General features: G+C 67.6%; 24 protein-coding genes. 16 read left to right on the top strand and 8 right to left on the bottom strand.

Annotated elements, in window-relative coordinates:
* The first annotated feature begins 14 nt into the window (after window positions 1-14).
* From LOK44_RS12550 to deoC, 3 genes are read left to right on the top strand one after another with little or no spacing between them, the layout of a single operon-like run.
* Window positions 15-299 carry a DUF2516 family protein gene (locus LOK44_RS12550; protein WP_163919278.1) on the top strand — a complete coding sequence of 95 codons (285 nt, stop codon included), beginning with the start codon at window positions 15-17 and terminating at the stop codon, window positions 297-299.
* 5 nt (window positions 300-304) lie between these two features.
* Window positions 305-721, top strand: a complete 417-nt coding sequence (locus tag LOK44_RS12545) for a DUF2599 domain-containing protein (RefSeq protein ID WP_372481228.1) — start codon at window positions 305-307, stop codon at window positions 719-721.
* Window positions 721-1,404 carry a deoxyribose-phosphate aldolase gene (gene deoC / locus LOK44_RS12540; RefSeq protein ID WP_237570286.1) on the top strand — a complete coding sequence of 228 codons (684 nt, stop codon included), beginning with the start codon at window positions 721-723 and terminating at the stop codon, window positions 1,402-1,404. The genes LOK44_RS12545 and deoC overlap by 1 nt, the downstream gene beginning before the upstream one ends.
* 4 nt (window positions 1,405-1,408) lie before the next feature.
* On the opposite strand, the gene LOK44_RS12535 is transcribed toward deoC, so the two are convergent.
* Both LOK44_RS12535 and LOK44_RS12530 read right to left on the bottom strand, forming a co-directional pair.
* Window positions 1,409-2,629 (bottom strand): TerC family protein, encoded by a 1,221-nt coding sequence (locus LOK44_RS12535; protein ID WP_237570285.1) that lies wholly within the window; start codon window positions 2,627-2,629, stop codon window positions 1,409-1,411.
* Between the two features lie 63 nt (window positions 2,630-2,692).
* Window positions 2,693-3,238, bottom strand: a complete 546-nt coding sequence (locus LOK44_RS12530) for a TetR/AcrR family transcriptional regulator (protein ID WP_237570284.1) — start codon at window positions 3,236-3,238, stop codon at window positions 2,693-2,695.
* Window positions 3,239-3,365: 127 nt separating this feature from the next.
* On the opposite strand from LOK44_RS12530, the gene LOK44_RS12525 reads away from it, so the two are divergent.
* Entirely contained in the window at window positions 3,366-3,644 is a 279-nt protein-coding gene (locus LOK44_RS12525; protein WP_237570283.1) for a hypothetical protein, read from the top strand.
* 8 nt (window positions 3,645-3,652) lie between these two features.
* On the opposite strand, the gene LOK44_RS12520 is transcribed toward LOK44_RS12525, so the two are convergent.
* Complete coding sequence (locus tag LOK44_RS12520) at window positions 3,653-4,756, bottom strand: polyprenyl synthetase family protein (protein WP_237570282.1); 1,104 nt, start codon at window positions 4,754-4,756, stop codon at window positions 3,653-3,655.
* A gap of 231 nt (window positions 4,757-4,987) precedes the next feature.
* Here LOK44_RS12520 and LOK44_RS12515 point away from each other — a divergent pair, with 231 nt between their 5' ends.
* From LOK44_RS12515 to fmdA, 10 genes are all read left to right on the top strand, one after another.
* Window positions 4,988-6,445, top strand: coding sequence for an APC family permease (locus LOK44_RS12515; RefSeq protein ID WP_237570281.1), 1,458 nt, complete (start codon window positions 4,988-4,990; stop codon window positions 6,443-6,445).
* Window positions 6,442-7,137 carry an SDR family NAD(P)-dependent oxidoreductase gene (locus LOK44_RS12510; RefSeq protein ID WP_237570280.1) on the top strand — a complete coding sequence of 232 codons (696 nt, stop codon included), beginning with the start codon at window positions 6,442-6,444 and terminating at the stop codon, window positions 7,135-7,137. The genes LOK44_RS12515 and LOK44_RS12510 overlap by 4 nt, the downstream gene beginning before the upstream one ends.
* Window positions 7,137-7,802, top strand: a complete 666-nt coding sequence (locus LOK44_RS12505; protein ID WP_237570279.1) for an SDR family NAD(P)-dependent oxidoreductase — start codon at window positions 7,137-7,139, stop codon at window positions 7,800-7,802. Before LOK44_RS12510 ends, LOK44_RS12505 begins: the two co-directional genes overlap by 1 nt.
* Window positions 7,803-7,814: 12 nt before the next feature.
* A complete protein-coding gene (gene speB / locus LOK44_RS12500; protein ID WP_237570278.1) occupies window positions 7,815-8,774 on the top strand; it encodes an agmatinase in 960 nt (319 codons plus the stop codon).
* Window positions 8,771-9,667: a polysaccharide deacetylase family protein gene (locus LOK44_RS12495; RefSeq protein WP_237570277.1), complete on the top strand. Its 897-nt coding sequence runs from the start codon at window positions 8,771-8,773 to the stop codon at window positions 9,665-9,667. The genes speB and LOK44_RS12495 overlap by 4 nt, the downstream gene beginning before the upstream one ends.
* Window positions 9,664-10,716, top strand: coding sequence for a Rieske 2Fe-2S domain-containing protein (locus tag LOK44_RS12490; protein ID WP_237570276.1), 1,053 nt, complete (start codon window positions 9,664-9,666; stop codon window positions 10,714-10,716). Before LOK44_RS12495 ends, LOK44_RS12490 begins: the two co-directional genes overlap by 4 nt.
* Entirely contained in the window at window positions 10,713-11,654 is a 942-nt protein-coding gene (locus LOK44_RS12485) for a PDR/VanB family oxidoreductase (RefSeq protein ID WP_237570275.1), read from the top strand. The genes LOK44_RS12490 and LOK44_RS12485 overlap by 4 nt, the downstream gene beginning before the upstream one ends.
* A gap of 30 nt (window positions 11,655-11,684) precedes the next feature.
* A complete protein-coding gene (locus LOK44_RS12480) occupies window positions 11,685-12,962 on the top strand; it encodes a PucR family transcriptional regulator (RefSeq protein ID WP_237570274.1) in 1,278 nt (425 codons plus the stop codon).
* Window positions 12,963-13,155: 193 nt separating this feature from the next.
* The gene (locus LOK44_RS12475; protein WP_308192735.1) at window positions 13,156-13,377 is read left to right on the top strand and encodes a zinc ribbon domain-containing protein; all 222 of its coding nucleotides are present in this window, start codon (window positions 13,156-13,158) and stop codon (window positions 13,375-13,377) included.
* Between the two features lie 11 nt (window positions 13,378-13,388).
* Window positions 13,389-14,648 carry a formamidase gene (fmdA, locus tag LOK44_RS12470; protein WP_237570272.1) on the top strand — a complete coding sequence of 420 codons (1,260 nt, stop codon included), beginning with the start codon at window positions 13,389-13,391 and terminating at the stop codon, window positions 14,646-14,648.
* 10 nt (window positions 14,649-14,658) lie between these two features.
* On the opposite strand, the gene LOK44_RS12465 is transcribed toward fmdA, so the two are convergent.
* The 4 genes from LOK44_RS12465 to LOK44_RS12450 form a co-directional block, all read right to left on the bottom strand.
* A complete protein-coding gene (locus tag LOK44_RS12465) occupies window positions 14,659-15,588 on the bottom strand; it encodes an LmeA family phospholipid-binding protein (RefSeq protein WP_237570271.1) in 930 nt (309 codons plus the stop codon).
* Entirely contained in the window at window positions 15,585-16,400 is an 816-nt protein-coding gene (locus LOK44_RS12460; protein ID WP_237570270.1) for a carbon-nitrogen hydrolase family protein, read from the bottom strand. Before LOK44_RS12460 ends, LOK44_RS12465 begins: the two co-directional genes overlap by 4 nt.
* A 20-nt stretch (window positions 16,401-16,420) precedes the next feature.
* Complete coding sequence (locus LOK44_RS12455; protein ID WP_237570269.1) at window positions 16,421-17,209, bottom strand: class I SAM-dependent methyltransferase; 789 nt, start codon at window positions 17,207-17,209, stop codon at window positions 16,421-16,423.
* A gap of 102 nt (window positions 17,210-17,311) precedes the next feature.
* A complete protein-coding gene (locus LOK44_RS12450) occupies window positions 17,312-17,818 on the bottom strand; it encodes a DUF2505 domain-containing protein (protein ID WP_237570268.1) in 507 nt (168 codons plus the stop codon).
* 26 nt (window positions 17,819-17,844) lie between these two features.
* On the opposite strand from LOK44_RS12450, the gene LOK44_RS12445 reads away from it, so the two are divergent.
* A complete protein-coding gene (locus LOK44_RS12445; protein WP_237570267.1) occupies window positions 17,845-18,894 on the top strand; it encodes a UDP-N-acetylmuramate dehydrogenase in 1,050 nt (349 codons plus the stop codon).
* A 15-nt stretch (window positions 18,895-18,909) separates the two neighbouring features.
* Window positions 18,910-20,199: a L,D-transpeptidase gene (locus tag LOK44_RS12440; RefSeq protein ID WP_372481227.1), complete on the top strand. Its 1,290-nt coding sequence runs from the start codon at window positions 18,910-18,912 to the stop codon at window positions 20,197-20,199.
* A 6-nt stretch (window positions 20,200-20,205) separates the two neighbouring features.
* On the opposite strand, the gene LOK44_RS12435 is transcribed toward LOK44_RS12440, so the two are convergent.
* Window positions 20,206-20,955, bottom strand: a complete 750-nt coding sequence (locus tag LOK44_RS12435) for an SDR family NAD(P)-dependent oxidoreductase (RefSeq protein ID WP_237570266.1) — start codon at window positions 20,953-20,955, stop codon at window positions 20,206-20,208.
* Between the last annotated feature and the right edge of the window lie 44 nt (window positions 20,956-20,999).

Genomic DNA, 20,999 nt, shown 5'->3' with positions numbered 1-20,999 from the left:
CATAGGCTTGAGGCGTGGAGCCTCAGAACCTGGTGGGTTACGTCCTCCTCGTCATTCAGGTGGCGGCCCTGGCGACCGGCGCGTACGCCTTCGTCCACGCCGCCATGCAACGCCCAGACGCGTTCACCGCCGCCGAGAAGATGAGCAAGCCGATCTGGCTCGCCATCATCGGCGGCACCGCTCTGCTGGCCTTCGTCCTCGGCGCTCCCGTCGGATCGGCCGTCGTCGCGTGTGCGGCAGGCATCTACATCGTCGACGTCCGCCCGAAGGTGCTCGACGTCCAGGGCAAGTCCCGGTAGCTCGAGTGCTCCGCCTCCTCGCCGCCGGTCTGGCGGCCGTCGCACTGACCGCACCCGTCCTCCCGGCGGCACCGGCGTCCGCCGAACCCGCCGCGGGGCCGCCGTTCGTCGCCAGCACGCACTGGGCCAAGTGGGGTGACCTCTCCACGCTGCGCGTGTATCCGACGGCGTCGGCCCGCTCGGTCTCGACGCAACCCGGTACCGTCGTCCAGGCCGACGAGGCGTGGGCCGAGGTACTGGCCTCCGCGCCCGACGCCGACATCCCCGGCATGCGGGCACAGTTCATGTGCCACTGGCAATTCGCGGAATTGGTCGAACCCGGCAAGACCAGCTGGAACCTCGAACCCTGGCGGCCCGAGGTCGACGAGGCCACGATGGTCGCGACGCGATGCAATCCCGGTGGCACCGAGGAGCCGTTCTGATGGCGACCCAGTGGACCCGCAGCCGCGTCTCCGAACTCGTCGACCACACGCTGCTCAAGCCCGAGGCCACCGAGAACGACATCGCGTTCTTCGTCGAGGAGGCAACCGAACTCGACGTGTACGCGATCTGCGTGTCGCCGTCGATGCTCAAGGCCGTCAGCCGCTGCGGCGCGGTCGGGCTGACCACCGCCGCCGTCGTCGGCTTCCCGTCCGGCAAGCACGTCGCGGAGATCAAGGCGCACGAGGCGTCGGTGGCCGTCGCGATGGGAGCGACCGAGATCGACATGGTGATCGACGTCGGTGCCGCCGTCGCAGGCGACTTCGAGACCGTGCGCGCCGAGATCGCCTACGTCCGTTCGGCGATCCCGAACACCGTGCTCAAGGTGATCGTGGAATCCGCTGCGCTGCTGGACATTGCAGGCGAACAGACCCTGATCGACGTGTGCCGGGCGGCCATGGCCGCCGACGCCGACTTCGTGAAGACGTCGACCGGGTTCCACCCGGCGGGCGGGGCATCGGTCCGGGCGGTCGAGTTGATGGCCGACACCGTCGGTCCAGAGGTCGAGGTGAAGGCCAGCGGCGGCATCAGGACCGCCGCCGACGCCATCGCCATGCTCGACGCCGGGGCGACCCGGCTGGGTCTGTCGGGCACCCGCGCCGTACTCGACGGGCTGCCCGACTGACCCGCTAGGTCAGCTTCCGCTCGAACGGCTTGGCTTCCCCGCGCTCGACGGCGCCGTCGTGCCGTTCGGCCGCCCGCTCGAGCAATTCCATCAGCGCGGGCTCGTCGCGCACCATCTGCCGGTACTTCGGGCCCAGCGCCAGAATCTGGTCGCGCTCGGCCAGCAGCTTGTCGAAGATGCGTTGGCGTTCGGCGGCGTCGGTCGTGTACTCCGCGTCGAGGTAGGCCGTGGCGTGGCGACGGGCGTTGGCAATCGCCGTCTGCGCCTTCCCCTTTCGGCTCACCAGCGACGCCACCACGGTGACGACGAGGACGCCGATGATCACCGAAAGGGATACCGCGGTGCTGATCTCGACGACGCTCACCGGTTCGCCGTCGTTGATGAACGGCACGTTGTTCTCGTGCAGCGCGTGCAGCATCAGCTTGACGCCGATGAAGCCGAGGATGGCGGCCAGGCCGTAGGAGAGGTAGATCAGGCGGTCGAGCAGGCCGTCGATCAGGAAGTACAGCTGCCGTAGGCCCAGCAGTGAGAACGCGGTCGCGGTGAACACGATGAAGACGTCCTGGGTCAGTCCGAAGATCGCCGGGATCGAGTCGAGCGCGAACAAGATGTCGGTGCCGCCGATGGCGACCATGACCAGCAGCATGGGCGTCATCGCCCGCTTGCCGTCGACCAACGTGAACAGCTTGTCGCCGTCGTAGTGCTCGGTGGTGTGAAAGACCTTCTTGGCCAACCGGATGATGAAGTTGTCGGCCGAGTGCGACTCCTCGCCGTCGGGCTTGAGCATGTTGCCCGCCGTCAGCAGCAGGATTAGCCCGAACAGGTAGAACACCCAAGCAAACGTGTTGATCAGCGCGGCGCCGAGGAAGATGAACCCGGTGCGGGCGATCAACGCGAACACGATCCCGAACAGCAGCACCTTCTGCTGATCCTCACGGGGCACGCGGAAGCTCGCCATGATGATCAGGAAGACGAACAGGTTGTCGACCGACAGCGCCTTCTCGGTGACGTAGCCGGCGAAGTACTCACCACCGGCCTCGCTACCGCCGAAGACGAGCACCCCGACGCCGAACAGCACCGCGATGCCGACGTAGAGCGCCGACCAGCTGGCCGCCTCCTTCAGCGTCGGCACGTGCGCCTTGCGGACGTGGAAGAAGAAGTCGAACAGCAGCAGGCCGACGATCCCGACGATGGTCAGACCCCATACCCAGCTTGGAACAACCATGATCAACAGTAAACACGGTTGATGCGTCGCCGCTGGTCAGACGCTATGACGACAGAGTGACGGTCAGGTGCGCACCGCGGGCCAGAACATCGCGAAGAGCCGATCCGGCCAGTCGTCGGCCACCCGCCCGGTGCGTGCGCGCTCGGCGATGTAGGTGCCGACGATCGCATCGATCAGCGTTTCGGCCTCGACGTCGGTGCGCATGGTGCCGTCGGCCTTGCAGGCGTCGACCACGCTCACCAACGTCGCGCGCTGGGCGACGAGGATCTCGCGGAACACCGTGCTGAAGTCGGGATCGTCGTCGGTCAGCAGGGAGGCGAAGCCGCCGAAGCCGATGCCGTCGTCAGTGACCGCGATCGCGTGTGCGATGACCCACCGTAACCGCTCCGGCGTATCGGCGTGGTCGTCGAGCGGGCCGGGTGAGACGAGTCGGGAAAGGGCTGCCGACAACATGTCTCGCCTATCCCGGTGCCGTCGATAGATCGTCGTCTTGGCGATGCCGGAGTCGGCGGTCACTGCCTCGACGGTGACCGACCTGGGGCCGCCGGTGCGAAGCAGGCGCAACGTCGATTCCGCGATGACGTCTTCGATGGCGCGTCGCGCTGTCATGCGTTCCCCTCGGTCGGCAGCACGCGGAATAACCGCGCGGACATCAGCGCTACACTAGCCGTAGCGATCGCTACGCTCCGCGTAGCGTTTCTTCCGATTCCTGCAACGTCGTAGGGAAAGGTCAGCAATGTCGAAGTCAACATCGGGCCCAGCGGCCCAGTCATCCTCGGTTCGCATCTCGTACTCATACCTCGGATACCTGTTCCTGCTCCTGGGGTTCCTGTCGCTCGGCGTGTTCGTCGCGGCGCTGGCGTATCAGACCGCCTTCGTGGTGGTCGCCGGTGCTGCCCTGGTGGGATCGCTCGCGGCGAGCGCAGGATTCTTCCGCATCGGTTCCCTCGCGCCGGCGCCGGCCCGCGGGGACCGGGTCGACCGGTACCGCGCGAGATACCGGCCGACGGCGTGACGGCAGACTCAGTCCGGACGTTCGCCGAGAAACGACACGTCAGTGCATTCGGCGAGTAGTTCGCGCAGGGCCACCCGCGAGGACGCATCGACACCGGGCGGCAGGTCCTCCACTGCTCGATCGGCGTCAGCCACGAGGTCGGCGATCCGACGCGAGACCCGCTCGGCTGCACCGCATTCCCATACGATGCGGCGTGCCTCGGCGATCGCCGACGCGTCGGCCGTGCTGTCACCGACGATCCCAGCCAGCGTCTGCACGTCCGCGGCCCCGGCCAGCTCCAGCGTCGTGCCGAGCAGTTCGGTCGGCTTGCCGTCCCGAACGTCGTCGCCGACGCGTTTGCCGCTCGTCTCGAAAGAGCCGAACAGGTCGGCGAGGTCGTCGCGCAACTGGAACGCCCGGCCTACGGCGCCGGCGTAGACGCCGAGAATCTCGCCGGCGTCCGACGCCGACGGACCGGCGAGTGCCAGCCCCAGTTCCATGGGACGCTCCACCGTGTAGGCGCTGGTCTTGTAGCGCAGGATCCGTTCAGCGGTGGCCGCGTCGTAGTGCCTGGCAGCCTGAGCGCTCAATTCCAGCAGTTGGCCTGCTAGCACCTCGACCCGCATCGCCCGGAAGATCGACGTCAACCGCCCTCGGTGTTCCGGCAGCACCGCCGTTGCCGCGGCGTCGAACTCGTCGTGTGCGGCCGACCACAAAAGGTCGCCTACCAGCAGGGCCGTGTGGTCGCCGAACGAGGCGGATCCGCCGAACCACGATTGCCCCTGATGTCGACCCGCCAACGCCGCACGAACCGACGGCTCGCCCCGTCGCAATTCCGAGCCGTCGATTACGTCGTCGTGCACGAGGATCGCCGCGTGCAGCATCTCGAGCGCCGCCGCCAATCGCACGATCGGGCCCTGATCCTCGCCGGGTGAACTCCCGGCTCGCCACGCCCAGTACGCGAAGCGAGGCCGCAGCCGCTTGCCGCCGGCAGTCACCGCGGTCGAACAGTGCTCGGCGAAGACGGTCAGCCCGTCGTCGATCGACCGAAGGGGTGTGACGACGGCATCCGTGACGCTGGCATGCAACCTGCGCTCCAGAGCGGTCAGGAACTCGTCGGCGTTATCGGACACGACATCCCTTCGTCGGGTTCGGGTGGTGGGAAGCAGCGAGTCTATGGCGTGGACGGCTTCAGTCATCTCCCGCGCGCGCGCCGATTGCTGCCCCGGCATCGGGACTGTAGACCCCTACAGCTGCGGCCCACCGCACTGTGCGTGCACCCCAGGCTTCGCCCTACGCGGTGCCCCGCGGCCCAATCCGTGGACATACTGCGGTGGTCCACGCGGTAGCGAGAGGAAGACCAGATGGCGTCGAGTGATGAAACACATTCCGCACCACAAGAATTGAAACGCGAATTCTCGTTGTGGTCGGCGTTCGCCTTCGCGTTCGCGTTCATCTCGCCGATCGTCGCCATGTACGGCATCTACGGCCTGTCGCTGGCGTCGGCGGGTCCTGGCTTCTGGTGGACGTTCGTGATCGTCGGTCTTGGCCAATTCGTCGTCGCGTTGGCGTTCGCAGAGTTGGTGTCCCGCTGGCCCATTGAAGGATCCATCTACCAGTGGACCAAACGGCTCGCGGGTGAGGTAACGGGATGGTTGGCCGGATGGATCTACATGTGGGCGTTGGTGATCATCATGGCCACCGTGGCCTACGGTGGCGCGGGCTTCCTGGCTCAGCTGATCGGCATCGATAGCCCCACCGCCGTGCAGCAGAGCGTCGTCGCGCTGCTCATCCTGCTCGCGGGCACCGGAGCCAACATACTGGGCCGCGGATTCCTCAAAGGGCTCATGTTCGGCAGCATCATCGCCGAGATCGTCGCCTCCATCGGACTGGGCACCTACCTCCTGATCTTTCACCGGCAACACGGATTCGACGCCGTCCTGCACGGGATCGATCTCAACAGCGGATGGTCTTGGGCGTACGTCTCCGGGCCGTTCCTGGCCGCGCTCGCGTTCACCGGCTGGTCGATCCTCGGCTTCGAAAGCGCGGGTGCCATCGCGGAAGAGGTGAAGGAACCTCGCCGCAACATCCCGAAGGCCATGCTGTTCGCCATTGCCTTCATCGCCATCGTCATCGCGTACGCCTCGCTCGCCGTGACCCTGGCGGTGCCCGACTTCGACAAGATCACCTCCGGTGAGGAGCCCGACCCGGTGAGCTACGTGCTGCGCACCGCGCTCGGTGACGACGCGGTCAAGCCGATCCTCCTGGCATTCGTGATCGGTTTCCTGGCAAGCTTTCTCGCGTTGCAGGCATCGGCATCACGGGTGATCTGGTCTTTCGCTCGCGATGACGTGCTCCCGGCGTCGGCGTTCTTGTCCAAGCTCTCCAAGCGGGAGGCCCAGCCGATCGGCGCGATCATCGTCACCACGGTCATCGGCGCGCTTGTCTACCTGATCTCTGCCACCGACGTGTACTCCGTTCTGGTCACCTTCACCGCCGGCGGCTACTACCTCGCGTTCCTGTTCCCCTTGGTGGCCGGGATGGTGGCGCGGCTACGCGGCAAGTGGGTCCCTGGACCGTGGAACCTCGGCAGGTTCGGCACCCCCGTCGCGGTGTTGGCGGTGCTGTGGGTCGGCTTCGAGTTCACCAACATCGTCTGGCCGCGGACCATCTCTGAGTCATGGGTCATGAACTGGGCCTTCTTCGTGGCGATGGGCGCGATCCTGGCGATCGGCGCGGTGATCATCAAGCTACGCAGGGTCGGAGAACGCCCTCAGCCGCCCGTCGAGACCGCCGAAGCGTCCGTGAGCGAGCCCGTATGACGCAGCAGGTTGCCGTCGTAACCGGCGCGGGTAGCGGCATCGGCGCCGAGATCACGCAGGTGTTGATGGCGAGCGGTTGGACCGTCGCTTCGATCTCGCGAGAGCCGGCGCCGGCAGCGGACAAGTGGCTGATCGCCGACGTCGCCAATGAGCGTGAAGTCGCCGACGCGATTCGGGACATCGAAGAGACCTTCGGGCAGGTCGATGCCGCGGTGATCTGCGCCGGCCACTACGCGGAGAAGCCGGCACTGGACATCACGTGCTCGGAGTGGGAGAGAATGCTGCGCGTGCACGTCGGCGGACTCGCCCACGTGTGCCGGGCAGTGCTGCCGGGCATGTCGCGGCGAAAAAGCGGGCGAATCGTCGGTATTGCGTCGGAACGCGCCATCGGCGGGGGTAGCAACGACGCGCACTACGCGGCGGCCAAGGGTGCCGCGCTGAGTCTTCTGCGCAGCATCGCCGTCGAAGTGGCCGCAGATGGCATCGTCGTCAACGCCGTGGCGCCAGGGCCGTGCGACACCCCGCTGCTCCCGCCCGAATCGTGGGAGAGAGCAGAGGAATTCACCGCTAGCCTGCCCGCCCGGCGCATCGCGCTGCCGCGCGAGGTCGCCGAACTGGTACGCGCGTTGCTTGAGGAAGACCTCTTCCTCTGCGGAGAAGTGTTGTCAGTCAACAGCGGAACGGTGATCTGATGACGATGGACCAGCCGAGGGTGCTCATCACCGGCGTCGACACCGCACTGGGTACCGCAGTGCGCGACTACTTCGTGAACCGAGGCGCCAGCACCGCAGGGGTTGACGCGGAACCGACCGACGCTGCTGCCGTCCGAGACGCCGTCAGACGTGCCGCCGACGGCGTGGGTGGCGTCGATGCGCTGGTCGTCGCACACGGTCTGCCGCACGTCGCGGGATTCTGCGGCCAGTCCATGGACGCGTTCTGGGCACACGTCGACGCCACGTTGACCGGTAGCTTCCTCTACGCCCAGGCAGCCGCGGAATGCATGCGCGACAATGCATCAGGTGGTCGCATCGTGCTCACCACGTCGCGCTGGCACGTTGGCGGTGCCGACCTGTCGGCGGTCGCGACCGCGGCCGGTGGCATCGTCGCGCTGACCAAGTCGCTGACTCGCGACTTCGGTGCATTCGGAATCGGTGTCAACGCCGTCGCCGTGGGAGCCGTCGACTCCGAATGGTCGGTATGCGATGCGGCAGGGGGTATGCCGACGCCGCCCACCAATCAACACGGCTCGGTCGAGGCGGTCGCCCGCGTGGTCGGGCTGCTATGTCAACGCCGCCTCGGCGCGGCGGTCGGACAAATCGTGAACGTCGATGGCGGAGTGTCACGCAATCGTGTCTAGGAAGGCAAACCAATGAACAACCAGAACGGCCGCGCCATCGTGGGGGCCGTCGATCCACAGGTGCAGCCCCGGTACGCAGGCTGGACGACATTCGCTCGGCTGCCACGGCTCGAGGACGTGCCGCACGCCGACGTCGTCGTGGTCGGGGTGCCGTTCGATAGTGCCGTCACCTACCGTCCGGGCGCGCGGTTCGGCCCCAATGCAATTCGACAGGGTTCCCGGTTGATCCGCGGCTATAACCCGGAACTGGACATCAGCCCGTTCGAGGTGTGCCAGGTCGCCGATGCCGGTGACCTCGCCTGCAACCCCTTCGACATCGGTCAGGCGGTCGACCAGATCGCCTCGCAACTGACCGATTTGCTGGCGAACGGGACACGGGCCATCATCCTCGGTGGCGATCACTCGGTCGCCCTGCCGTCGCTGCGCGCCGCGCATGCCGCGCACGGACCGATGGCGCTGGTGCACTTCGACGCCCACCTGGATACCTGGGAAGGCTTCTATGGTGCCGACCTCACCCACGGATCGCCGTTCCGACGGGCGTACGAGGAGGGACTGTTGCTCGACCGCAACGTCCACGTCGGCGTCCGAGGATCGATCTACGACCGCAAGGATCTCGTCGAGGACGCCGGCTTCGGCTTCTCGGTCATCACCTGCCGGGACATCTCGTCTCTTGGCTCTGACGGCATCGTCGAGCGCATCATCGAACGGGTGGGTGATGCACCGGTATACGTGTCGGTCGACATCGACGTCCTCGACCCTGCGCACGCGCCGGGCACCGGCACCCCTGAGGCTGGCGGCATGTCGTCACGCGAACTGCTCGAGGTGGTTCGCGGACTGGACGCGGTCAACCTGGTCGGCGTCGACGTCGTCGAGGTCTCCCCGGCCTACGACCACGCCGAGATCACCGCGATCGCTGCGGCGAACGTCGCGTGGGAGTTCCTATCCGTCTTCGGTAGAAAGGTTCATCGATGAGCAATTTGGTCCCCGCGGAACCGGTGTCCTGGCCGGACGGAAAGACATGTGCGGTCGCCTTCACCTTCGACGTAGACGCGGAATCGCCGTTGCTGACCACCGACCCGGCCTTCGCCGACCGGATGGGCGCCATGTCGCATCAGGCGTACGGACCACTCGTCGGCATACCTCGGCTGCTCCGAATCCTGGGCGAGTACGACGTTCCTGCAACGTTTTTCGTCCCCGGGTACACCGCGCACCGCCACCCCGAGCCCATCCGTTCCATCGTGGCTGCCGGCCACGAGATCGCCCATCACGGGTACCTGCACGAATCGCTCGTCGGCGTCGACGAGGACACCGAGCGCGCCATCCTCGAACGTGGCCTGCAGGCGCTGGAGGAGGTAGCCGGGGTCCGTCCGGTCGGATACCGCGCTCCGATGTGGGAGATGAACTGGCACACTCCGAAATTGCTGGCCGAGTATGGGTTCGTTTATGACTCGACGTTGATGGACTCCGACCACCCCTACGAGTTGGCCGTCGGTGAGGGGGCGTCGCTCGTCGAGTTGCCGGTCAGCTGGGCGCTGGACGACTGGCAGCAATACTGTTTCGTTCCCGACTTCTCGGGTACCGGTCTGATCGAGACGCCGGCGAAGGCGATCGAGCTCTACCGTAGTGAACTCGACGCCATGCGAGACGTCGGCGGTGCCTGGATACTCACCAACCACCCGTTCCTGTCCGGCCGCCCCGGCAGAGCCGCCGCCTTGCGCAAGTTCATCGCCGACGTGCGTGCGATGGACGACGTGTGGATCGCCAGCATGGCGCAGATCGCCGCGCACGTCGGCGACCAAGGACTCCAACCGCGCACCCTGACGCGGCCCGAATTCAGCCCAGTAGTGAAGGGAGCACAACGATGAAACAGGACGCACTGACCCCGGAGAAGTTGCGTGAGGCCTACCAGCATGTCTGGTTCGTCGTCGCCCGGTCCCAAGACATCGTCACACCACAGTCCGCGACGCTGCTCGATCAGAACCTCGTGGTGTTCCGCGACTCCTCCGGTGTAGCCCGGGTGACCGATCGACGCTGCATCCACCGCGGCGGAAACCTCGCCGACGGCGTCGTGGCCGGCGACAACATCGCCTGTCCCTACCATGGTTGGCAGTTCGACGGTCAGACCGGACGTTGCGCGCACATCCCGTCGCTGCCCGAGGGGGGTCGCATTCCGCCCAAGGCCGAGATCAAGGCCTACCCGGTCATCGAGCGGTTCGGACACGTGTGGACCTGCCTGGGTGATCCCGTGTTCGACCTGCCCGACCCGCCAGAGATCGCCGACCTCGAGTTGGAGTGGCGGTCGGCGGAACCGATCCACGCCGCGTGCGGGTTCATGGCGGCCACCGAGAACTTCCGCGACATGGCGCACTTCCCGTTCGTCCACGAACCGTCGATGGGTGAAGTCGATCCGGTGGTGAGCGATCTCGACGTCAAGCGTGACGGGCGCGAGGTGTGGGCTACGTACTACTACGAACAGATCCCCTCCGCCAAGTTCTCCGCGGTCGGCGACGCGCAGATGCAGTACCACTCCTACGCGCCCGGCATTGCCACCATCCTTTACGACTTCGGTCCGGAGACCGGCAAGCGCTACCTCGTGGACTTCCCATCCCCGGTGAGTTATGACAAGTGCATCATCTTCTGGGGAGTAGCCACCGACCGCGACTTCCGCGGCGGCTCAGTCGACGACATCCTGGCCGTTGAGACCATGGTGTTCAACGAGGACACGCCCGTGCTCGAAGGGCTCGAACCCAAGGAGGTCCCGCTGGCCGGCCAGGCATTCGAGGTGTCGGCACCGGCTGACGTCTACACGCTGAATTACCGGCGTGCAACGCAATACGCCGTGCAGGCCATCCAGCAGGCCCGCGGTTTGACCGAGGAGGCTGCTGCCGGGAACGGTCGCGTGCAGGTCGGATGAAACTCCGCGTCATTCAGCAGCGGCTAGAAGCTGCCGGCGTCATCTCGGTGGTGCTCGAAGATGATGCGGGGAGGCGGCTTCCGGCCTGGGCGCCGGGTGCTCACGTTCCGGTGACCCTGTCGTCGGGGGTGGTGCGGCAGTACTCGCTGTGCGGCCCGCGCGATGACCCGCACCGCTACACGATTGCGGTCTTGTTGGTCGTCGACGGACGGGGTGGCTCGCGCGAGGTGCACCAGAGCCTGCGAGTGGGCGACGTCATCGAGGTCGGTCCACCGCGCAACGACTTCGAACTGCTCCCGGCACCGAGTTACCTGTTCATCGCTGGCGGCATCGGCGTCACCCCGATCCTCGCGATGGTCGAAGCGCTTCGCGCACAGACGGACCCGCCTCCCATGCGGGTGGTCTACGGCGGTCGCAACCGATCGGCGATGGCGTTCCTCGACCGGCTCGCAACCCTCGGCGGCGTCGAAGTGATCTGCGAGGCAGAGGCGGGCCGGCCAGACCTCGCCGCCCTCTTCGCCGACGCGGCGGCGGGCACGCGCGTCTACTGTTGCGGCCCGCCCGCCATGTTGACGGCCGTGCAGGAGGTCGGCGACGCGTACCCGGATCTCTCCGTGCACATCGAGCGTTTCACCGCTGTTGTGCGGGACCCTGCGCCCGTCGCCGACGGAGCCTTTGACGTCGAACTCGCGCGCACCGGGGTGACGGTCACGGTCGGACGTTCGACGAGCGTGCTCGACGCCGTGCTGGAGGTGGCGCCCGACACGGCGTTCTCGTGCACGGACGGGTTCTGCGGGACCTGCGAGACCAAGGTGCTTGCCGGCGAAATAGATCACCGTGTCAGTTTGCTGACTGACGACGAACGTCAGTCGAACTCGACCATGATGATTTGCGTGTCACGATCGTCGTGCGGTGGGAAGCTCATTCTGGACCTGTAGCAATACGATGGCCGCCCTAGACTGCCCGCCATGAGCGCACCGGCAACGAATCGCCCGGTGGTCTCGGGTGGGGCGACGGTGGAAGGGAGCCCGACAGCGACCGACACGACACCGCACGACGGCACTGTCCGGCTGGGCGACCTGCTCGCCGAGGCGAGCCTGCACGTCCATGCGCTCACTCCTGCCGGCGACCCCGACCGGCCGATCCGTTACGTCTATCCCACCGAATTGGCCGATCCCACGCCCTACCTCTCCGGTGAGGAACTGATCCTCAGCATCGGGGTACCGGTGGTGGGCCAGCCAGAGGACGCCGTCCACCGCTACGTCGCCACGCTGTCGTGCAGCGGTGTCACTGCACTGCTGGTCGGCCTCGGCGACCTCTTCGACGAGCCGCCCCCGGCGCTGCTCGCGGCGTGCCGGGACGCGGATCTGCCCCTGCTCACACTCCCTGCGACGGTGCCGTTCCGCCGCATCGTCGACTGGGTCGACACCATGCGTACCGCCGACCGCGAATCGGGCGCCCGCGAACGCGACCTGGGTTCGATACTGCGCTGGTTCGTCGCGGGCACGTTGGGTGTCGGTCCGGTACAGAGTGCGCTCGTCGAACACGGGCTGGCGGCGGCCCCGGTCGCGGTGTGCGCGTTCCCGCTCGACGGTCACGGTCAGGTCCACGACCTGGTAGACCGACACACCGGTGCGGTCGCGATACTCGAAGATCGGATCGTGGCGTTGTGTGCGCATACGGAGGAGTTCACCGCGGATCTGGCTTCCTCCGAATTGGTCTGCGGGGTGGCCATCGCACGGGACGCCCAGGCGATGGCGTACGCGATCCCCGAGGCGTCCGAAGCGCTGCACGAGGCGACTCGATGGCGGCGCCCAGTGCACATCGACGAGATCGCCACCCTCGACGGCCTGCTCGCTGCCGTACCCAAGGTCAGATTGGTGCCGTTCGTACACCGGCTGCTGGTCCCGCTGGTCGAACACGACGAGGTCAACGGCACGCATCTCGTCGCGTCGCTCGAGGCGTTCATCGACCCCGCACACGACATCTCCTCGGCCGCCGGCCAGCTGTACGTACACGTCAACACGCTGCGAAACCGGCTCGGCAAGATCGCCGAACTCACCGGTGCAAACCCACTCGACGAGATCGACCGGATCAACTTCCGCATCGCACTGTGGGCCGCGCTCAACATGGGCATGCGTGAAGGCGTGGAGCATCGACGACGTACGGAGTCGCCTCCGACGCAGTCGATTACGCGTACACCGGAGTCGCCGAACGACGACGCGCGGCCACCGCGCAGGCGGTAATTCGAACGTGTAGGGGCACACACCCGGGTAGGGATGTGCTGTGGTGTCCTCCAACTGCCGCGCCAGTGCGGCCGCTCCTCGGTAATGTGTCGAGTACCTCCAGTGACACGACCGGATGTAGTGAGGAAACACGTTGATTCTCTACAGGTTTGGCTGTGAGGCTGGCTGCGGCACGACTGAGCAGTTACATCCGATGGCCGAACGTCCCGATGCCATCGCATGCCCGCGATGCGCCGGCCGGGCCCGACGGCTGATCGCCACGCCGAACCTCGCACGCAGCAACACCGCGATGGCCCTGCAGGACGCGACCCGTGCCACGGCCGACCGTCCCGCAGTCGTGTCCCGGCCGGAGCCGGCCGGACGCAGGCAGAAGATCACCACCAACCCGCTGCACCAGACCCTCCCGCGACCGTAGAAGGAGTCCCCATGCCCGACGTCGTATTCCCGCTCGAGTCCACCAAGAAGTTCACCGATCAGGAGAAGCTCGGCCACAACCGTTGGCACCCCGACATTCCCGCGGCCGTGACGGTCAAGCTGGGCGACTCGTTCCGCGTGCACTGTCGGGAGTGGTTCGACGGCGCGATCGTCAACGACGACTCCGCCGAGGACATCCTCAACGCCCCGCTGACCACCGTGCACGTGCTGTCCGGTCCGATCGCGGTCGAGGGCGTCAAGCCGGGCGACCTGCTCATCGTCGACATCCTCGACGTCGGCCCCATCCCGCAGGAGGACTCCGGCCCACTCGCAGGCCAGGGTTGGGGCTATACCGGCATCTTCCCCACACAAAACGGCGGTGGGTTCCTGACCGAACAGTTCCCTGATGCCTATAAGGCGATCTGGGATTTCTCAGGGCAGAAGGCAACGTCGCGGCACGTCCCACACGTCGAGTTCACCGGCATCGTCCACCCGGGCCTCATGGGTACTGCGCCGTCGGCGCGACTGCTGTCCACCTGGAACACCCGTGAGGCCGCGCTGATCGCTACTGATCCGGACCGGGTACCGCCGTTGGCCCTCCCGCCTGAGCCTCGCGACGCGATCCTCGGCGGATTGTCCGGCGATGCCTTCACCAAGGCTGCCGGCGAGGCTGCGCGTACGGCACCACCGCGGGAGAACGGCGGCAACCAGGACATCAAGAACCTCACCAAGGGCAGCCGTGTCTTCTATCCGGTGTTCGTCGACGGTGCCAACCTGTCGGTCGGCGATCTCCACTTCTCCCAGGGCGACGGCGAGATCACGTTTTGTGGCGCGATCGAGATGGGCGGCTTCATCGATCTGAGGGTCGACGTCATCCCTGGCGGCATGGAGACGTACGGGGTCAGCGAGAACGCAATCTTCATGCCCGGCAACACCGATCCGCAGTACTCGGAGTGGCTCGCCTTCTCAGGGACCTCGGTGACGCTGGGCGGTGAACAGCGCTACCTCGACTCGCACCTGTCGTATCAGCGGGCCTGCCTGCACGCCATCGACTACCTGACCAAGTTCGGCTACAGCCCGGAGCAGGCCTACCTGCTGCTCGGTGCCGCACCGATCGAAGGCCGGCTATCCGGCGTCGTCGACATCCCCAATGCGTGTGCGACGGTGTACATCCCGACGGCGATCTTCGACTTCCCGATTGCACCCTCGACCGCCGGGCCGTTCCAAATCGACCCAGGAATGGGCGCACCGCGCGCATCGTTCGGGAGCTGAACCGGCCAGGCTAGATGCCCGAGAAGCAGGCGTCGTCGCCCTGGCCGCCGGCAGGCATGGTGGCGTTCTGCGCCGAGAGCTTGGTGACGATGCCCGAGTCGGTGACTTCGATGCTGTCGGCGCGCAGCGCCAGCGGATAGTCCTTGGTCAGCTGGGCGGTGAACACGTCGAGCGCGGGCTGCACTGCCTCGCGCGGCAACGTGAAGCCCAGGCCGGTCAGTTCCACCACCTCCAGCGAGATGGCACCGTCGACGACCCGCGGCTTGGCCACGATGTCGCCTAGCGCGCCCTCCAGCTGAACCGTGCCGTCCGACGGGTCGGTGGTGACGCCGTTGACGAAGCTGCCGATCAGCGGGATGGAGTCCTGGATCGTCTGCGTGATGCCTTCGGACGACCAGGTGACGGTCGCGTTCATGGAGCCGATCGTGCCCGCCGAGTTGCCGCCATCGGCGACGCGCACGTCGTCGATGACGATGTCGGCCTTCATGCCCTTGGCCTCGCGCAGCCGGTTGCCCGCGGTCGTGATGTGGATGCCGCTGTAGTGGCCGCTGAGGTGTTGCAGCAGGAACGGTCGCGCACCGAACGACACGTCGACGCTGTCCTGCACGACGCACTCGGTGGCCCTGGCGACCTCCTGGTTCCCGAGGTGGCGGGCGTACAACTCCGCGCCGACCAGTCCGGCGAGTGCCAGCGCGGCCACGATCACCACGACCAGCGTGAGCGACAGCGGGTCGCGGAACATCCGCTTGCCCGATGAGCCCTTGTCGGCAGGCGGGGGTGGGGTCGAGCCGCCGGTCTGCGTCGGGCCCCCGGGTGGGGGTGCTGGGTAGCCCTGCTGCGGTGCGCCGTACTGCGACGTCGGTTGGTACGAGGGTGCGCCGGTCGGAGGGTTCTGCCCATGCGGTGGCGGGTTGCCCGGACGGGCCCACGGATCGGTCATTGGCGCGATTCTGCCCTACTCCACTGAACGGAGTCCGTGCGGTTGCGCAGCACCCCGATGGATTTGCGGGCCTCGTCGACGGCTCCGGGGTCGACGTCGGCGACCAGCAGACCGGGTTCGTCACCCGCCGAGACCAGCGCCGATCCGGTGGGGGAGGCGACGATGCTGCCCCCAACGCCCGTCGGTCCCGACGCCGCGATCTCCGGCCCGGGATAGGCCTGGTCGACGGCGGCGACGTAGCCCGCCGTGTCGAGCGCGCGGGCGCGGGCCAGCAGCGTCCACTGGTCGAGCTTGCCGGGCCCCGCACCCCACGACGCGTGCACGGTGATCAGGTGGGCGCCCCGGCGGGCCAGCTCGACGAACAACTCGGGGAACCGGATGTCGTAGCAGGTGGTCAGTCCGATGACGACGTCGTCGACCGTGATGACCACGGGCTTCGAACCTGGTGCGACGGTGCGTGATTCGGCATATCCGAACGCGTCGTAGAGGTAGATCTTGTCGTAGTGCGCGTCGACGCCGGGGCCGGTCGCGATGAGCGTGTTGGTGACCCGCCCGTCGCCGCTGGGGCAGAACATGCCGGCCACCACCACGACGCCGGTGCGTTCCGCAACGGCGCGGACGCCCGATGCCCAGGGGCCGTCGACCGGCTCGGCGACGGGTTTGAGCGGTACACCGAACCGGCACATGGTCGCCTCGGGGAACAGCACGACGCGGGCGCCGGCGTCGGCGGCGCGTTGGGCGTAGTCCTCGACCAGGGCGAGATTGGCCGACGGGTCGGTGCCGGTGGAGACCTGTGCGAGCGCAATCCGCATCTGCCGAGCCTACTGCCGGATCAGGTCGGTGCCACCGTCTCCCAGGGCACGCACAGCACGCCGTCGCGCATCCTGCGGCGGGGCGGTTCGACCGGAATCCCCTGGTCGCGCAGCAGCTCGAGCATCGCGCGCCACCGCACCCGCGGCCCGAACACCCCGTGCGCGGCTGCGCTGGCCCAGGCCCGGTCCGCGGCGGTGAGTAGCGCGTGCACGGGTTGGCCCTCGACGTTGTGGTGGATCAGCACCTTCGGCAGCCGCTCGGCCAGATCCGACGGCTTGTCGATCGCGAACGGGTCGCATGCCAGGACCAGGCTGACCGGGCCGACAGCGTCGAGCAGCACCCAGCAGCACCGCCTGCCGAGTTCGTCGCACGTGCCGTCGACGATCAGGCCGCCCGGCGCGAGTGCCCGCGTCATCACCGTCCACGCATCGGGCACGGCCGCGGCGTCGTACTGCCGCAGTACGTTGAATGCGCGCACCAGAATCGGTGTGCGCCCGGCCATTTCGAATCCGCCGAGCCCGAATTCGACGTCGGAGTCGGGTCCGGCGACCGTTCGGGCGGTCTCGACCCGTTTGGGGTGGATCTCCAGCCCGACGACGCGGACGTCGTGGCGCACCGTGCGCAGCCGTGCGGCCAGCTCCAGCGTGGTGACCGGGAGCGCGCCGTAGCCGAGGTCGACGACCAGGGGATCGGCGGCCGAGAGCAGCGCGGCCCGCACGCGCGGGGAGTGCACCAGCCACCGGTCACTCCGCCGCAGCCGGTTGTAGCCGGTGGTGCCGCGGGTGAGCTGTCCGATGGGGCCGCTCATGGGTCGATTCTCTCCCTTCACCTCGCCGAACGTCGGTTACCGATACGCCTCGTCGGCGTGTCGCGTGGCGGTAACCAACGTTCGAGGAAAGGGGGCAGGAAGTCAGGCGTTGGCCCGGAGCCAGTCGGTGGTGAAGCGTTCTTCGGCGATGAGCAGTTCGACGAGCTGGTTGCCGATGAAGTTCTCGACCTTGCCGCCCACCAGGGGGATCCGGACCTCGACGGTGGCGGTGAACTCGAGGCGGGAGCCGGATCCGGCGGGCGTCAGCACCGCGGTGCCGGTCAGCGATGCGGGTGCGCCCGGAATCGTGCCCGTCGCGGTGCCGCTGGACTGCCCGTCGCGCACGGGCGACCAGATCTCCTCGCGCACGAAGTGCAGGTCGCCGTGGTGGAACTGCGAGACCAGCCCGGGCAGCCTGCTGGCCCACAGCGTCTGAGTGGTCACGACGTCGATGCCGCCGTCGTCGGTGACCGTCATGGAGTCGAGCGTTGCCTCGTCGGCGCCCGAGTTGGCCAGCCGGTCGAGCCAGTACTGGCGATCACCGAAGGCCCCGTGCACCTGCGTGACAGTGCCGCCGTACTCGGCGGACATGTCGAAGGACCGCGACATAGCCGCCCACGCTACCGTTGGCTCCCGTGGTCACTTCGCACATCGGAGGCGTGGCGGTCGAGGAGGCCGTTCCCCTCGCGCCACTGACCACCCTGCGCATCGGTCCGGTCGCCCGACGGTTGCTGACGTGCACCACGACCGACCAGCTGATCGCGGTGCTGCGCGAACTCGCCGATGCCGAACGGGTGCTGGTGCTCGCCGGCGGCTCCAACGTCGTGCTGGCCGACGACCTCGACGACCTCACCGTCGTGCGCATCGCCAACACCGCAGTGACGGTCGATGGCAACGTGTTGCGCGCCGAGGCGGGCGCGGGGTGGGACGACGTGGTCGCGGCCTCCCTGCGGCACGGGCTCGGCGGCCTGGAGTGCCTGTCCGGGATTCCCGGTTCAACCGGCGCCACCCCCGTGCAGAACGTCGGCGCGTACGGCGCCGAAGTCGCCGACACGATCAGCCGGGTGCGGTTGCTCGACCGCCGATCCGGCCGCGACGAGTGGGTGACACCGGACACGCTGGAGTTCGGGTACCGGCACAGCGTGCTGAAGAACTCCGACCACGCCGTGGTGCTCGAGGTGGAGTTCACCCTGGACGCCGAGGGGCGCAGCGCGCCGGTGCGCTACGGCGAGTTGGCCAGGACGCTCGGCGTCGAACCGGGCACCCGCACCGACCCCGCCCGCGTGCGCGCCGCAGTCCTCGAACTGCGCGGCAGCAAGGGCATGGTGCTCGACGACGACGACCGCGACACCTGGAGCGTCGGCTCCTTCTTCACCAATCCCGTCGTCGGCCAAGCGGACTTCGAGCGGCTGCGCGCCGACGGTCCGCTGCCCAACTACCCGGCGCCCGACGGGGTGAAGCTGGCCGCCGGATGGCTCGTCGAACACGCGGGCTTCGACAAGGGCTTCCCCGGGAACGGGGCCGCCGCCACCCTGTCGACCAAGCACGCGCTCGCGCTGACCAACCGCGGAACGGCCACCACGGCCGACGTCCTCGTGCTGGCCAGAACCGTCCGCGACGGGGTCAGGGAGCGATTCGGGATCGATCTCACACCCGAGCCGCGCCTGATTGGCTGCTCCCTCTAGGTACTCTTGGTCCACGTGACCATCAACCGCCGCCAGGCACTCACTGCGCTCGCGGTCGGTACGTCCGGATTCCTCGCCGCATGCTCGGGCAGATCGATCACCGGATCGGGTGGAACGCCCGAATCCGAGGCGCCCGCAGCCGCCAAGGTGACGTTCTCCCCGGCCGCAGCCAGTACCGACGTCGTCCCCACGAAGCCGGTCGCCGCCGAGGTCGAGAACGGGTGGTTCCAGCGCGTCACGCTCACCAACCCCGAGGGCAGGGTCGTCGCGGGCGTGGTCAACCGCGATCGCACGTCCTTCACGGTCACCGAGCCGCTCGGCTACGGCGTCGAGTACACCTGGGGAGGCTCGGCGGTCGGCAACGACGGCAAGGCGATTCCGGTGCAGGGCAGCTTCACGACCGTCAACCCGCAGGTGCAGGTCAGCGGCCAGTTCCAGCTCGCCGACGGGCAGACGGTAGGCGTGGCGGCGCCCATCATCATCCAATTCGACGCCGACATCGCCGACGAGGACAGGGCGACCGTCGAGAAGGCGCTCAACGTCACCACCGAACCCCCGGTCGAGGGCAGCTGGGCATGGCTGCCGAACGAGGCCGGTGGCTCCCGCGCGCACTGGCGCACCCGCGAGTACTTCCCGTCCGGCACGCAGGTGCACGTGAAGGCCAACCTGTACGGCCTGCCGTTCGGCAACGGCGCGTACGGCGCCCAGGACGTCACATTGGACTTCGGCATCGGTAGACGCCAGCTGGTCAGGGCCGAGGCGTCGAGCCACCGCATCCAGGTGCTCGACGAGCAGGGCGCGGTGATCATGGACTTCCCGTGCAGCTACGGCGAGGGCGACCTCGATCGCAACGTCACGCGCAGCGGCGTCCACGTGGTCACCGAGAAGTACGAGGACTTCTACATGACCAACCCGGCCGCCGGCTACGCCAACGTGCGCGAGCGGTTCGCGGTGCGGATCTCCAACAACGGTGAGTTCATCCACGCCAACCCGGCCAGCCTTGGCGCCCAAGGCAGCAGCAACGTCACCAACGGGTGCATCAACTTGTCGGAATCCGACGCGCAGCAGTACTTCAACACCGCCATCTACGGCGACCCGGTCGAGGTCACCGGCACCCGGATCGACCTGTCGTACGCCGACGGCGACATCTGGGACTGGGCCGTGCCGTGGGAGGAGTGGAAGTCGATGTCGGCGTTATCCGATCAGGCTCCGCCGTCGAACATCCCGGTCAACGCCCCGATCACGCCGAGCGGTGCGCCGACGCCGTCGGGCACCAGCACGCCGGTGCCCGCTCCCGGCGGCTAGCGACACTCAGTTCGTCCGGTTGAACCTGCCGTTGGGCGCCTGATCCCGCGGCCGGATGACGATCTGGTCGAGGTTGACGTGCGACGGCCGCGACGCCACGAACCCGATGACCTCGGCGACGTCCTCGGCCACCAGCGGCGTGATGCCGCGGTACACGTTGTCGGCCCGGTCCTGGTCGCCGTCGAAGCGCACCAGCGAGAACTCCGTCTCGACGGCGCCGGGCGCTAGTTCGGTGAGCCGCACCGGCTTTCCGAGCAGCTCGCCGCGCAGCGTGCGGTGCAGAGCGCCCTGCGCGTGCTTGGCCGCGGTGTAGCCCGAGCCGCCGTCGTAGGTCTCGAACGCGGCGATCGAGGTGATCGTGACGACCAGACCGTCACCCGAGTCGATCAACTTGGGCAGCAGCGCCCGCGTCACGCGGAGCGTGCCCAGCACGTTGGTCTCCCACATCCAGCGCCAGTTCTCCTCGTCCGCGTCGAGCACCGGCTCGAGACCCTTGGCGCCGCCGGCGTTGTTGACGAGCACGTCGACGCGGTCCAGACCAGCCGCCAGCGCGTCGATCGCAGCCTGGTCGGTGACGTCCGCCACAGCCGCCGTGCCGCCCACCTCGTCGGCGACCGCCTGCACGCGGTCCTTGCGCCTACCGACGCAGACCACGTGGAAGCCAAGCGCGGCAAGGTTTTTGGCAGTAGCAGCACCAATGCCGGAACTGGCGCCGGTGACCACTGCGACACGTTGTCGAGTTTCAGAAGCCGTCATTCCCACGACTCTAGCCAGCGTGCTAAATTCTGGTCGTGTCCCTT

The sequence above is a fragment of the Mycolicibacterium lacusdiani genome (genome assembly GCF_021916785.1).
Lineage (GTDB): Bacteria > Actinomycetota > Actinomycetes > Mycobacteriales > Mycobacteriaceae > Mycobacterium > Mycobacterium lacusdiani.
This window is presented reverse-complemented; position numbering and strand designations above follow the sequence as displayed.

Coding starts and splice junctions, on each gene's coding strand:
- deoC (WP_237570286.1), top strand. CDS start 721: ATGGCGACCCAGTGGACCCGCAGCCGCGTCTCCGAACTCGTCGACCAC.
- LOK44_RS12535 (WP_237570285.1), bottom strand. CDS start 2,629: ATGGTTGTTCCAAGCTGGGTATGGGGTCTGACCATCGTCGGGATCGTC.
- LOK44_RS12530 (WP_237570284.1), bottom strand. CDS start 3,238: ATGACAGCGCGACGCGCCATCGAAGACGTCATCGCGGAATCGACGTTG.
- LOK44_RS12525 (WP_237570283.1), top strand. CDS start 3,366: ATGTCGAAGTCAACATCGGGCCCAGCGGCCCAGTCATCCTCGGTTCGC.
- LOK44_RS12515 (WP_237570281.1), top strand. CDS start 4,988: ATGGCGTCGAGTGATGAAACACATTCCGCACCACAAGAATTGAAACGC.
- LOK44_RS12510 (WP_237570280.1), top strand. CDS start 6,442: ATGACGCAGCAGGTTGCCGTCGTAACCGGCGCGGGTAGCGGCATCGGC.
- LOK44_RS12505 (WP_237570279.1), top strand. CDS start 7,137: ATGACGATGGACCAGCCGAGGGTGCTCATCACCGGCGTCGACACCGCA.
- speB (WP_237570278.1), top strand. CDS start 7,815: ATGAACAACCAGAACGGCCGCGCCATCGTGGGGGCCGTCGATCCACAG.
- LOK44_RS12495 (WP_237570277.1), top strand. CDS start 8,771: ATGAGCAATTTGGTCCCCGCGGAACCGGTGTCCTGGCCGGACGGAAAG.
- LOK44_RS12490 (WP_237570276.1), top strand. CDS start 9,664: ATGAAACAGGACGCACTGACCCCGGAGAAGTTGCGTGAGGCCTACCAG.
- LOK44_RS12485 (WP_237570275.1), top strand. CDS start 10,713: ATGAAACTCCGCGTCATTCAGCAGCGGCTAGAAGCTGCCGGCGTCATC.
- LOK44_RS12480 (WP_237570274.1), top strand. CDS start 11,685: ATGAGCGCACCGGCAACGAATCGCCCGGTGGTCTCGGGTGGGGCGACG.
- LOK44_RS12475 (WP_308192735.1), top strand. CDS start 13,156: ATGGCCGAACGTCCCGATGCCATCGCATGCCCGCGATGCGCCGGCCGG.
- fmdA (WP_237570272.1), top strand. CDS start 13,389: ATGCCCGACGTCGTATTCCCGCTCGAGTCCACCAAGAAGTTCACCGAT.
- LOK44_RS12465 (WP_237570271.1), bottom strand. CDS start 15,588: ATGACCGATCCGTGGGCCCGTCCGGGCAACCCGCCACCGCATGGGCAG.
- LOK44_RS12460 (WP_237570270.1), bottom strand. CDS start 16,400: ATGCGGATTGCGCTCGCACAGGTCTCCACCGGCACCGACCCGTCGGCC.
- LOK44_RS12455 (WP_237570269.1), bottom strand. CDS start 17,209: ATGAGCGGCCCCATCGGACAGCTCACCCGCGGCACCACCGGCTACAAC.
- LOK44_RS12450 (WP_237570268.1), bottom strand. CDS start 17,818: ATGTCGCGGTCCTTCGACATGTCCGCCGAGTACGGCGGCACTGTCACG.
- LOK44_RS12435 (WP_237570266.1), bottom strand. CDS start 20,955: ATGACGGCTTCTGAAACTCGACAACGTGTCGCAGTGGTCACCGGCGCC.